Source organism: Mesorhizobium sp. M5C.F.Cr.IN.023.01.1.1 (assembly GCF_003997585.1).
GTDB lineage: Bacteria > Pseudomonadota > Alphaproteobacteria > Rhizobiales > Rhizobiaceae > Mesorhizobium > Mesorhizobium wenxiniae.
On the sequence record NZ_RZSU01000007.1, the window covers coordinates 60,450 to 72,497 of the forward strand.

The 12,048-nt window shown below is 63.3% G+C and carries 9 protein-coding genes and 1 pseudogene; 4 read left to right on the forward strand and 6 right to left on the reverse strand.

The window, feature by feature from the left end; genetic code table 11:
- Positions 1–114 precede the first annotated feature (114 nt).
- From EOA78_RS05010 to EOA78_RS05025, 4 genes and pseudogenes are all read left to right on the forward strand, one after another.
- Positions 115–996 (forward strand): hypothetical protein, encoded by an 882-nt coding sequence (locus EOA78_RS05010; protein WP_127314146.1) that lies wholly within the window; start codon positions 115–117, stop codon positions 994–996.
- Positions 993–1,412, forward strand: coding sequence for a hypothetical protein (locus EOA78_RS05015; RefSeq protein ID WP_127314147.1), 420 nt, complete (start codon positions 993–995; stop codon positions 1,410–1,412). Before EOA78_RS05010 ends, EOA78_RS05015 begins: the two co-directional genes overlap by 4 nt.
- Before the next feature lie 20 nt (positions 1,413–1,432).
- Positions 1,433–2,335, forward strand: a pseudogene (locus EOA78_RS05020) (ATP-binding protein); the annotation flags it as partial.
- A gap of 25 nt (positions 2,336–2,360) precedes the next feature.
- Positions 2,361–2,558 carry a hypothetical protein gene (locus EOA78_RS05025; RefSeq protein WP_127314148.1) on the forward strand — a complete coding sequence of 66 codons (198 nt, stop codon included), beginning with the start codon at positions 2,361–2,363 and terminating at the stop codon, positions 2,556–2,558.
- Positions 2,559–2,690: 132 nt separating this feature from the next.
- On the opposite strand, the gene EOA78_RS05030 is transcribed toward EOA78_RS05025, so the two are convergent.
- The 6 genes from EOA78_RS05030 to lepA form a co-directional block, all read right to left on the reverse strand.
- Complete coding sequence (locus EOA78_RS05030; RefSeq protein WP_245477402.1) at positions 2,691–3,239, reverse strand: hypothetical protein; 549 nt, start codon at positions 3,237–3,239, stop codon at positions 2,691–2,693.
- A gap of 297 nt (positions 3,240–3,536) precedes the next feature.
- Positions 3,537–5,711, reverse strand: coding sequence for a malate synthase G (locus EOA78_RS05035; RefSeq protein WP_127314150.1), 2,175 nt, complete (start codon positions 5,709–5,711; stop codon positions 3,537–3,539).
- 306 nt (positions 5,712–6,017) lie between these two features.
- The gene (locus EOA78_RS05040; protein ID WP_127314151.1) at positions 6,018–8,039 is read right to left on the reverse strand and encodes a hydantoinase/oxoprolinase family protein; all 2,022 of its coding nucleotides are present in this window, start codon (positions 8,037–8,039) and stop codon (positions 6,018–6,020) included.
- A gap of 276 nt (positions 8,040–8,315) precedes the next feature.
- Complete coding sequence (locus tag EOA78_RS05045; RefSeq protein ID WP_127314197.1) at positions 8,316–8,687, reverse strand: hypothetical protein; 372 nt, start codon at positions 8,685–8,687, stop codon at positions 8,316–8,318.
- Between the two features lie 262 nt (positions 8,688–8,949).
- Positions 8,950–9,456, reverse strand: a complete 507-nt coding sequence (locus tag EOA78_RS05050) for a hypothetical protein (protein ID WP_127314152.1) — start codon at positions 9,454–9,456, stop codon at positions 8,950–8,952.
- Positions 9,457–10,085: 629 nt separating this feature from the next.
- On the reverse strand, positions 10,086–11,891 hold the full coding sequence (lepA, locus tag EOA78_RS05055; RefSeq protein WP_127314153.1) for a translation elongation factor 4: 1,806 nt from the start codon (positions 11,889–11,891) through the stop codon (positions 10,086–10,088).
- Between the last annotated feature and the right edge of the window lie 157 nt (positions 11,892–12,048).

The window sequence follows — 12,048 nt, forward strand, 5'->3', positions numbered from 1 at the left end:
AAGTCGGCAACACCCTCGACGATAGGTTCTGGCGTGTCGCAAGCGTTTCTTGCTTTTGCCTCGTCGGACTGTACTAACGTTCCGTCGGCTGGTATTTCGTTCGAAGGGGGATCAATGAAACGCTCGACTATCCTTTTCTCTCTTGCACTCGCCGCCACCGCAGTGGCAACGGCCAGTCTCGCGGATGAACGCTGTCCCGGGAAGACACCGCAAGTCTTCAAGAAGGGGGCCTACGATTTCTCGACAAATTCGTCGGTCGACAAGAACGGGAAGATAATCAAATATTTTGTCTGCGTCGTAAACAATAGCCGGGACGGTTGGCTCCGCGTTAGCTGGTTCATCCCTCTACTGGCGGATCGTTGGGTTCGGCCCGGCGAAGTCGAAAGCCAAGTTCGATACTCTGCAGACCCTGTCGACCGCCCTGTCCTGGGGTGCATCAAATACGGCAATCTCGATGGCAGGGTGGTTTCGCAATTCCTGGGCGATGCCAACGACGAGCAAAAAAGCGGAATGGCCAACGAAGCCAGTTGTCGCCAACAAGCGGGCATCGAGGCGCCACCGACCCGCACGATCGAATTGCCGCCTGAAGGCGTGACCGAGGCTACGCGTCTGTACGTTCCTTCCGATCTCGGCGATCCGACCAATTCGATGCTGGCCCTTGACATAGCTTATGGCGTTAAGCCGGATAAGACCGGGTATACAAGCTACTTCGGATATACCGCAAATCCTGTTATGCCCGGTTCAAAAGCAAACGTGGACGAAATTCGCGTGCGTCCGAAGTTTTCGGTAGGATCGGATGATTTATATGCAGCATTTCGAGAGCAGGTGAGTAAGGACTATGTTTCCCTCGCGAAATCCGGAGGGTTTCAGTTTTCTGTATCAGGTTCAAGGCAATGGGCAGTCCAGCCCGCGTTCTATGAATTTGTAGATAAGGACGACAACGTGTTGAGCAGCTTCACTATCCCGCTGTTCACGCCAGCAGACCGGCATCAATGACGAAATTATTACCTTACATGTACGTCTTTCCATCAGCCCTAGTGAGCGGCCTGGAGAGCTGGCAACAGATATTTCGTAGGAGTTGGTTCGCACCTCCCGGTGCTGACCACGCGCTTTACAACACGGCACTTTTCATAGGTGTTCTTTTGAGCTTCGTGATTGTGGCCGTATGGGTCCATCGGGGCATCCGGTTTATCGGTGTCGTCGCCGGCCTGGCTGCTTGTGTCGTTGCGTTGTCAGGCTGCCTAGTACTACGTCACTATCTGCGAGAGCCGTGGGACCCGGTCATAACCTCCTGGCTTGAATGGAGTTGGAGTCTTTGCGCCATGGCGGCCATGGTGAGTATTTCCGCCACAGTGACGCTGGCGGCAATGCTGATTGGCGCAGGTGTGCGGCAGTCGCAAACACCCGGCTGACAGCCGATGGGTCCTTGGTAAACATCTTGCTGATGGTCGGACCGCCGGGATCGGGAAAATCGATGCTGGCACAGCGGCTGCCGTCGATCCTGCCGCCGCTGGCGCCGAGGGAATTGCTCGAAGTCTCGATGATCGCGTCGGTGGCCGGCGAACTCGGCGAAGGCAAGCTGACCGACCGGCGGCCGTTCCGCGCCCCGCACCATTCGGCCTCGATGGCGGCGATGGTCGGCGGCGGCTTGCGGGTGCGGCCGGGCGAGGCGTCGCTTGCCCATCACGGCGTGCTGTTCCTCGACGAGTTTCCCGAATTCTCGCCGCAGGCGCTCGACGCGCTGCGCCAGCCGCTGGAGACCGGCGACTGCATGATCGCCCGCGCCAACCATCGCGTCACCTATCCGGCGCGCATCCAGCTGGTCGCGGCGATGAACCCGTGCCGCTGCGGCATGGCCGGCGAGCCGGGCTATCGCTGCCTGCGCGGCGACCGTTGCCGCACCGACTACCAGGCGCGCATTTCCGGCCCGCTGCTCGACCGCATCGATCTCCGGATCGAGGTGCCGGCGGTCTCGGCTAGCGATCTGATCCGGCCGGACCGGGCGGAGAAAAGCGCCGCGGTGGCGCTGCGCGTCGCACGCGCCCGGAGAATCCAGCGCGAGCGTTTCGAGCGGCTCGGCGCGACCACTGCCACCACCAACGCGCATTGCTCGCCCTCGGTCATCGAGGAGATCGCGATGCCGGATGCATCAGGCCTGTCGCTGCTCAGGGACGCCAGCGAAAAACTCGGCTTTTCCGCGCGCGCCTACCACCGGGTGCTGAAAGTCGCGCGAACGCTGGCCGATCTCGAGGCCAGCGAGACGGTCGGCCGCATCCATCTGGCCGAGGCGATTTCCTACCGCATGAGCTCGGAGCGAATGGCGCAAGCGGCGTAGAGTGCAATGTTCGGCGCCGGAAAGCTTGCCCGCCGAGCAGCCGGCAAGCCTATACATCCGTTCTGGGCTGCCGGGTCATCCCGAGGAGCTCGCGCAGTTGCTGCCTTCGGGAAGAGCCATCGTCGCCAGGTCGGCCAACCAGACGCCGTCGGCCGCCACCCTGACGATTTGCGTGGCGCATGTCGCAATCGGTTGCGCGGTGCCGCCGCTCGAAGCGGCCTGAAACCAGCTGACCCACAATACCCGCGGATCGGCGTCGGTTGTCAGCGCGGGCGGAAGCGGCCCGCGCCGGCAAGGTATTCGACATTCCGGTGCTATGCAGCCAGACCGCAATCGCCAGTCATTTCCGCGGCAGCTACTTAACCGGGATCATGAGATGTGCGTAGGGAGTGCCCGCCCACATCACATATGGCCTCGACGTGTCCGGCTTGGGGTCCGTCGGATAGCCCTGCATCATGTCCGTTGCATTGACGATCATCACGTGTGGGCCAGTCTCCACCCAATTGTTGCCTTCCTCGGGCTTTGTCGCATAAGGATCGGTGTTGCTGCCGTCGGTGCCGCCGGACAGCATATACATGAAACCGACCTTGCCCTTGGGCGGGTCCTTTTTTTCGATCCACGCCATCGCCCATTCCATCGAGTTGGCATCGCCACACATTGGATCCGGGCCAGGCGTGCCCGGATTGTCCGGCATGCACCAGAAGCCGTTTGTGCCTTCGCGCAATGTACGAATTGCACCCTTCTCATCCATAGCGTGGATCGTGGCGCCGCTTGCTACAGCGGGGGGTGCGGCGGATTCAGCGCTTTTGATCATCGCAGCGTCATCGGCGGCTGCGCCTTGCATGGCAAACAAACTGCCCGCAGCCAAAAGGGCAGCGACCGTCAGAAGCCGTTTCATGGCCATTCTCCGGTTTTTGAGTTGATCTTGTGCATGATGTCGGACGCACGGCCTTCCAGAGCCGTTGTCGGTGATTAAATCCTAGCAGATCGCATGCACCGGGACAACGGCGCCTTAGCGTCTACTAATATATGCCTACAACGTGCATTCGGCCTGAGCACGGATAGGCGCACAATTTCTGCCCCACCTGGAAACATCCGAAATGAGGTTAACCGTCAGTGGCGCATCTCAAACATGCGGCATCGGACGATTTTCTATTTCGCGCCTCGTATTGTGAGACTGCGCCTTTGCAACGGCGGCCTGCTATCCAGCCCTTTCCTTCGCCTTCAGCTCCAGCCGCCGTGCATGCAGCACCGGCTCGGTGTAGCCGTTAGGCTGGACACGGCCCTTGAAGACAAGGTCGCAGGCGGCGAGGAAGGCGATGGAACTGTCGAAGTCGGGCGCCATCGGCCGGTAGAGCGGATCGCCTGCGTTCTGGCGGTCGACGACGCCAGCCATGCGCTTCATCGTCTCCATCACTTGGTCTGAGGTGCACACGCCATGGTGCAGCCAGTTGGCGATATGCTGCGAGGAGATACGCAGCGTGGCGCGGTCCTCCATCAGGCCAACGTCATTGATGTCAGGCACTTTCGAGCAGCCGACGCCTTGGTCGATCCAACGAACGACATAGCCCAGAATGCCTTGCGCGTTGTTGTCGAGCTCCTTCTGGATCTCTTCTTGAGACCAGTTCGGCCGCGCCGCGACCGGCACCGACAGGATGTCATCGAGCTTTGCCTTCGGCCGGCTCTTCAGCGCCACTTGGACGGCGTGGAGATCGACCTTGTGATAATGGGTGGCGTGCAGCGTCGCAGCCGTCGGCGACGGCACCCAGGCGGTGCTGGCGCCGGCCTTGGGGTGGGCGATCTTTTCCGCCAGCATCGCCGCCATAAGATCGGGCATCGCCCACATGCCTTTGCCGATCTGGGCGTGGCCGGCCAGCCCACATTCCAGCCCGGTATCGACGTTCCAGGCTTCATAGGCGGCAATCCAGGCGGCCTGCTTCATGTCGCCCTTGCGGATCATCGGGCCGGCTTCCATCGAGGTGTGGATCTCGTCGCCGGTGCGGTCGAGGAAGCCGGTGTTGATGAAGACGACGCGCTCCTTCGCGGCGCGGATCGCCTCCTTGAGGTTGACGGTGGTGCGCCGCTCCTCGTCCATGATGCCCATCTTGATGGTGTTTTCCGCCATGCCGAGCAGCGCCTCGACGCGGCGAAAAATCTCGACGGCGAAGGCGACTTCCTCCGGCCCGTGCATCTTGGGCTTTACGACGTACATCGAGCCGGCGCGCGAGTTTTGCCGGCGGCCGTTCGGCCCGACATCGTGCAGCGCGATCAGCGCCGTCATCGCTGCATCCATGATGCCTTCCGGCACCTCGTTGCCGTCGCGGTCTGTTATCGCCGGATTGGTCATGAGGTGGCCGACATTCCTGACCAGCATCAGCGAGCGGCCGGGCAGCGTCAGCGTACCGCCGCCGCGCGAAGTGTAGCTGCGATCCGGATTGAGCTTTCGGGTAAACGTCTTGCCGCCCTTGGTGATCTCTTCCGCCAGGTCGCCCTTCATCAGGCCGAGCCAGTTGCGGTAGACGATGACCTTGTCCTCGGCATCGACCGCTGCGACCGAATCCTCGCAGTCCTGAATGGTGGTCAGCGCCGATTCCAGGATGACATCGGAGATGCCGGCTGCATCGGTCCGGCCGATCTGATTGGCGCGGTCGACAAGGATTTCGATATGCAGGCCGTTCTTGACCAGCAGAACGGCCTCGGGATCGGTGGCATCGCCGCGATAACCGACGAACTGTCTTGGATCGGCGAGCGTGGTGACACCGGCGCCCTCGCCCAGCCGCAGCATACCATTGGCGAACGAAAGCCCATTCACCCCAGCCCATTTGCCTGTCGTGAGCGGCACCGCCTCATCGAGGAAATTCTTGGCCCAGGCGATCACCTTGGCGCCACGCACCGGGTTGAATTTCCCGCCCTTCTCGGCGCCGTCCGTCTCGGGAATGGCGTCGGTGCCGTAGAGCGCGTCATAGAGCGAGCCCCAGCGCGCATTGGCGGCGTTCAGCGCATAACGCGCGTTCATCACCGGCACCACCAGCTGCGGCCCGGCGACGACCGATATTTCCGGGTCGACATTTGCGGTCGCGACGGAGAAGGCCGGGCCTTCCGGCACGAGATAGCCGATCTCCCTGAGGAAATCCTTGTAGGCTTCCATGTCGCTGGGCGCGCCATTGTCGCGATACCAGCGGTCGATCTGGTCCTGCAGCGCGTCGCGCTTTTCGAGCAGCGCTCGGTTCTTCGGCGAAAGATCGTGCACGATGGCAGCAAAGCCGGTCCAGAAGGCGTCGGCTGCAATGCCGGTGCCCCGCAGTGCCTCGTTCACGACGAAATCATAGAACTCGCGGGCAATCCGCAATCCGGCGATTTCGACGCAATCGGTCATCGGAGGTTCTCCAGACGAAAGGCTAGGCCTTTGGCATGTCAGGGTGGCACGGTCAATTCAGCTTAGGGTGAAGGGGGTTGTTTTAGGCGTCGAGGGCTCGGACGCTGAGGGCCCATGCAACGCTGGCGGTTGATGAGAGCGTCCTTCTCCCCGTTTACGGGGAGAAGATGGCGGCAGCCAGATGAGGGGCGGGCGCGACGTTCCGAGATCACGGCACATGATCTCGTATACCATCACTCCTATTCGTTAGCGCTGCCCCTCATCCCCCTGCCGGGACCTTCTCCCCGTGAACGGGGAGAAGGGGGCCTACACCGCAATCCTTGGCCTGCCGGACGCCACCGCCACCACATGCGCCTCGATGAACATGCGCTGACCCTCGATGGTGGAGACGCGGAACTCGGTCGCGACCTCGATTTCTGCACTGTCGGTGCCGGCGTCCCTGGCCCGCCCGGCGGCTATCGCCCGCACATCGGTCTCCGCCGCGGCGATCGCCGCCGCCTCGTCGACAAAATCGCGCACGGTTTCGCCTGACGCGACGCGAAACAGCCCCTCCTTGGGCTGGCTGACCCGCGCCTCCGCCGAGACCCTGACCTGACCGACGACGGCGCCGAGCGCGTTGGCGACGTCGGTATCCTCAGGCACTACGCAGCCATTGCCGACCAGCTCGGCCAGGCCGGCATAGTGCAGCGGCGCCGAGGCGCCGAGGCCGATCACCGGGCGGTCGAGCGCGACGCTGAGCCGTGCGATGCCGGGATGCGCGTCGACGGCGCGCTGCACCAGCGCATGCGCCACGGTCGCGGCGCCATCCAGCCCGTCTTCGGCAAAGGCGGTTTCGAGGATGACTTCGGCCGACCAGCGCGTCAGCGTCACCAGCACCCGTTCGGCGATCGCTTCCGGCGTGGCGGCGATGAACTGGCCGCGCCCGTCGCGCTTGCGGGCGAACAGTTCGGCGCCGAGACGGGCCGTTGCCGCATCCCAATTGGCCTGCTTGCCCAGCACATGGGCGGCATCCGACGGCGTGAAGCCCGAAATATGCACCAGGCCGCGCGACACCAGCCGGTTCAAGGTGGCGTTCTGGGCGTTCGAGGTGAGCAGCCTGTCGAGGGCGAGCGGCACGCTGCCGATCGCCTCGTACAGCCTCGCTTCCGGAGCGGTGAGGCCGGCGGCGAGCCGCTCCGGCACGCCGGTGCGCACGGCGAAGCGGCCATCCATGCGGCCGAGGTTCGGCGCCCGCAGTTGGCGCTCCAATTCTAAGGTGACGGCTTCGCCATGCACCATGCCGGCCAGCGCCAGCGGCACCAGGCGGCGCGGCCCGAGCAGGACTTTTGGGCTGAGCACGCCGTCCTCCAGCGCCACTTCGGAATCGCCGCCGAGCCCAAAAGTGCGCATGGCGACCGCCTCGACCATGGTGCGGAAGCCGCCGACGGTGGCGCCTTCCGGATCGAGCCTGGGACGGCCCCCGTCGAGCACCGCGACGTCGGTAGTGGTGCCGCCGATGTCCGAAACGACAGCATTGTCGAGGCCGGTCATGTGGCGGGCGCCGACAAGGCTGGCGGCCGGGCCTGAAAGAATCGTCTCGATCGGCCGCTGGCGGGCAAAAGCGGCAGAGACCAGGGCGCCGTCGCCGCGCACCACCATCAGCGGGGCGGCGATGCCGCGCGCGGCCAAAAACCCTTCGGTCGCCGCGACCAGCCGGTCGATCATCGAGATCAGCCGGGCGTTGAGCAGCGTGGTGAGCGCCCGGCGCGGGCCGCCGAGCTTGGCCGACAGCTCGTGGCTGGCGGTGACCGGCAGGCCGGTTTTTTCGCGGATGAGGTCGCGAGCGGCGAGCTCATGCGCCGGATTGCGGGTGGCGAAATAGGCGCAGACGGCAAAGCCGGACACCGAGGCGCCGAGTTCCGGCAGCGCCGCCTCCAGCCCGGACAGGTCGAGCTTGGCCGCATTGCCGTGGACATCGTGGCCACCGGGGCAGAACACGACGGGATCGGTTCCGAGCGCCGCCTTCAGCCCGTCGCGGGCCAGATCGCCCTCGGAAAAGCCGATCATCACCAGCGCCACGCGGCCGCCTTGGCCCTCGACCAGCGCGTTGGTGGCAAGCGTCGTCGACATCGACACCAGTTTTATCGCTGCAGGGTCGGTGGCGGCTTTCTGCAGCACCGCACCGACCGCGCCGGATATGCCGACGGCGAGGTCGTGCCGCGTGGTCAGCGCCTTGGCCTTGGCCAGGACTTTGCCGCTTGGCCCGCCGGCTTCCGACCACAGCACGGCATCGGTGTAGGTGCCGCCGGTGTCGATACCGAGGAACAGGGGTTTTGATTTGGAGGTCATTGGCGGTCCGGAGATTTTGTTCCCCGCCCTTAGCCGATACCGGCCGGCCGATAAAGCCGCGAGCGCTGGGCCAAGTGCCTAATCTCCCCCTTGAGGGGAAGATGTCGCCGAAGGCGACAGGGCCTCGCATGGAGCGCCAACCTCCATCTGCTGCAACAGGGCGAGCCCGGTCGGACCAACCTCCTCTGGCCTGCCGGCTATCTCCCCCTCGAGGAGGGATATCGGCAGCTTCGCCGCTCGGCGCCCAATTCCCAGTGCTGATCCTACGCCGGCAGCTCACGGCACCAAGTCAATCTCCTCGGTCTCGCCGCCGCTGCAGGTGTAGCAGCAATCGTCGCATTGTTCCTTGTTGCCGGGGCCGACGCCCCAATAGGTGCCCTCGTCGCCGTCGACCCAGGCGCCGTAGCAGATCGATTCGCCATCGTTGCAGGACAGCGGGATCGACTTGATCTCGCCATCGTCGAGATAATAATCCTGATTGTTGCCCGGCCAGATATGGTCGCGGTCCTGGCTGTAGAGCTCGACGCGCATGGCGTTGGGATGGCCGTTCCTGATCTCGAAAGTGACGTCGCCGGCATGGGCGGCGGGCGCAAAAAAGGCGGCAAGAAAAAACGCGACGGCGATGCGCCGCGCGGAAGTGTAGGCCAACATGAATGATCCCCCCGGAATTAAACGGCCTGCCCGGCCGCGAGGGTGAACATGGCATGTTGCGCGGAGGGGTGGAAGGGGGCGGGCGGCAATCTTTGCCTGGCGCGGGCGGCTGAGCGAGTAGGCTCCGTCCTCGAGGGGGAGATGGCCGGCAGGCCAGAGGGGTTGGTCCGACCGGGCTCGGCACATCTGTAACGAAAAGATGAGTCGCGCTTCACGCGAGGCAGCGACGTCTTCCCCTGAAGGGGGAGATAAAGGCGCGTCAACCCTCCACCGCCACATGCGGCGCCAGCCGCCTGATCGCCGCGATCATGTCCTGCCCCTGGACGTCGAGCGAGGAGATTTCCATATGCACGATGTTCTTGCCAAAGGGCAGCATCCGGCTGAGCGCATTGGCCGGTGCGTATTTGATCTCGTCGGGCGGCTCCCCGGTCAGCTCGAAATTGAGCATCGCCGCACCCTTGCCGCCGGAGGCGAGGCGCACGCTCAGCACATTGCCCCAGGGCACCAGCACGTCGCCGGCGCGGCGGTCGCGAAAACCGTTGTCGTCGAGTACGACTTTCACCGAGGTGTCGAAGGCGCCGCGCGCGATGAAGAAGCCAAGCGCCAGGCAGCCGAGCGAAAGCAGCGCGATCACCAGCACGCCATCCACGCCCGAAGCCAGCCCGCGCAGCGCGCCGAAGCCGAACATCGCGCCGATGATCAACGGCCCGATGGCCGGGAAGATTTTTCCCGAAACGCTGTTGCGGATTTCGAGCGGCGCGGCCATCGGAAGAGAGTGCGGCGGAAAGCGGCGAGAGTCGATAGCACCAAGGACCCTAGTCTACCTGTCCCGTTTGCAGGGCTGCAGTCTACTATATTCCTGGGCCAAGAGGTGGAGGAACTTTTTTTTGAATGTCTCGGTCCACCTTGGACACTGCATCCCTGCACCAATAAGCGGCTCAAGTGTTCGCCGTTTGGTCGTTCCGGCAAACCGAAACTTACTCTGCGTAAAACCAAACTGCAGGAGGAAGGCTTCTTGCCGCTAGTCGTGAGGAGGATTGAGAGGCTGCCCAATGGCTTCATTCTGCATGGCGCTGTGTGGGATGCGCCCACTGTCCTACATCTTGGAACGATGATGGCGCTAAGTATGGATACGGGCAGGCCCATCTACGTCCGGCGGGATGGTTCGGGCTGGGCCACAGTAAATTACTTTCCGACGAATGGGTCCGTCCGACTAACATCAAAATGCGAGAGGACACGTTGGGGCCCTTGGATCTTTTTGTGGAGCCTCCGAAACGGGTCGGCTAACCTCCCCATCCCTGCAGCCCGCTGCCTCCGGCAGCTCCCCCGTTTCCGAAGCCTGCCATCGATCCACCGGATTGATGTCTTGGCGCGCTCAGCGCGCCAACCGCCATCTCAATCGCCCATCTTCAGCGCCTGGATAAACGCCTCCTGCGGAATATCCACTTTGCCGAACTGGCGCATCCGCTTCTTGCCCTCTTTCTGCTTGTCGAGCAGCTTGCGTTTGCGCGAGACGTCGCCGCCGTAGCACTTGGCCGTAACGTCCTTGCGCAGCGCCGAGATCGTTTCGCGGGCGATGACCTTGCCGCCGATGGCGGCCTGGATCGGGATCTTGAACAGGTGGTGCGGGATCAGCTCCTTCAGCTTTTCGCACACCTGCCGGCCGCGCTTTTCCGCCGCCGTGCGGTGGACCAGCATCGACAGCGCGTCGACCGGCTCCTCATTGACCAGAATCGACATTTTCACCAAATCGCCCTCGCGGTAGTCGGTGAGGTGATAGTCGAAGGAGGCGTAGCCCTTGGAGATCGATTTCAGCCGGTCGTAAAAATCGAAGACCACTTCGTTGAGCGGCAGATCGTAGGTCAGCATGGCGCGCTTGCCGACATAGGACAGGTCGGCCTGGATGCCGCGCCTGTCCTGGCATAGTTTCAGGATGCCGCCGAGATACTCGTCCGGCGTCAGGATGGTGGCGCGGATCCATGGCTCCTCGATGGCCTGGATCTTGACCACGTCGGGCATGTCGGCCGGGTTGTGCAGTTCCTTGACCGTGCCGTCATTGAGAGCCAAGCGGTAGACGACCGAAGGTGCTGTGGCGATTAGGTCGAGGTTGAACTCGCGCTCCAGCCGCTCCTGGATGATTTCCAGATGTAACAGGCCAAGGAAGCCGCAGCGATAGCCGAAGCCGAGCGCGGCACTGGTTTCCATCTCATAAGAGAAAGAAGCGTCGTTGAGGCGCAGTTTGCCGACCGCGGCGCGCAGATCCTCGAAATCGGCGGCGTCGACCGGGAACAGCCCGCAGAACACCACCGGCTGCGCCGGCTTGAAGCCGGGAAGCGCCTGCGCGGTCTGGCGCTTGTCCTCGGTGATGGTGTCGCCGACCCGGGTGTCAGCGACTTCCTTGATCGAGCCGGTGAAGAAGCCGAACTCGCCGGGGCCGAGCTCGTCAACATTGATGCGGGCAGGGGTGAAGACGCCGGTGCGCTCGACCAGGTACTTGGCGCCGGTGCCCATCATGCGGATGGTCTGGCCCTTCTTCAGCACGCCGTCGATGATGCGGACCAGCACGATGACGCCGAGATAGGCGTCGTACCAGCTGTCGACCAGCATCGCCTTGAGCGGGGCCGTTATGTCGCCCTCGCGCGGTGGCGGCAAATCATTGACGATCGCCTCCAGCACGTCCGGAATGCCAAGCCCGGTCTTGGCCGAGATCAGCACGGCGTTGGAGGCGTCGATACCGATCACCTCCTCGACCTGCTCGCGGATGCGCTCGGGCTCGGCGGCCGGCAGGTCGACCTTGTTCAAAACAACGACGATCTCGTGGTTGTTGTCGATGGCCTGGTAGACATTGGCCAGCGTCTGCGCCTCGACGCCCTGCGAGGCGTCGACGACCAGCAGCGACCCCTCGCAGGCGGCGAGCGAACGCGACACTTCGTAGGCGAAGTCGACATGGCCGGGCGTGTCGATCAAATTGAGGATATAGTCCTCGCCATTGTTGGCGCGGTATTTCAGCCGCACGGTCTGCGCCTTGATGGTGATGCCGCGCTCGCGCTCGATGTCCATCGAGTCCAGCACCTGCTCCTTCATGTCGCGCAGCTCCAGCCCGCCGGTCAGTTGGATCAGCCGGTCGGCAAGTGTGGATTTGCCATGGTCGATATGGGCGACGATGGAGAAATTGCGGATGTTCTTGATCGGCGTGGTCATGATGGGGCGGCTTTAGCAGGGGCAGCTTGCCCGGGCAAGCGGCCGGGCGCCGCGCCCAGAGCAATCACGTCAGGTTTGCGCTGCCGGCGGACATAGCGTCGTTAAACTTTGATCCATCAGATTAGAGCATAGTTTGCGCCCTGCGTGACAGGCAACG

Bases quoted from the DNA above. Each gene is read 5' to 3' on its own strand.
- EOA78_RS05010 (WP_127314146.1), top strand. From the start codon at position 115: ATGAAACGCTCGACTATCCTTTTCTCTCTTGCACTCGCCGCCACCGCA.
- EOA78_RS05015 (WP_127314147.1), top strand. From the start codon at position 993: ATGACGAAATTATTACCTTACATGTACGTCTTTCCATCAGCCCTAGTG.
- EOA78_RS05030 (WP_245477402.1), bottom strand. From the start codon at position 3,239: ATGGCCATGAAACGGCTTCTGACGGTCGCTGCCCTTTTGGCTGCGGGC.
- EOA78_RS05035 (WP_127314150.1), bottom strand. From the start codon at position 5,711: ATGACCGATTGCGTCGAAATCGCCGGATTGCGGATTGCCCGCGAGTTC.
- EOA78_RS05040 (WP_127314151.1), bottom strand. From the start codon at position 8,039: ATGACCTCCAAATCAAAACCCCTGTTCCTCGGTATCGACACCGGCGGC.
- EOA78_RS05050 (WP_127314152.1), bottom strand. From the start codon at position 9,456: ATGGCCGCGCCGCTCGAAATCCGCAACAGCGTTTCGGGAAAAATCTTC.
- lepA (WP_127314153.1), bottom strand. From the start codon at position 11,891: ATGACCACGCCGATCAAGAACATCCGCAATTTCTCCATCGTCGCCCAT.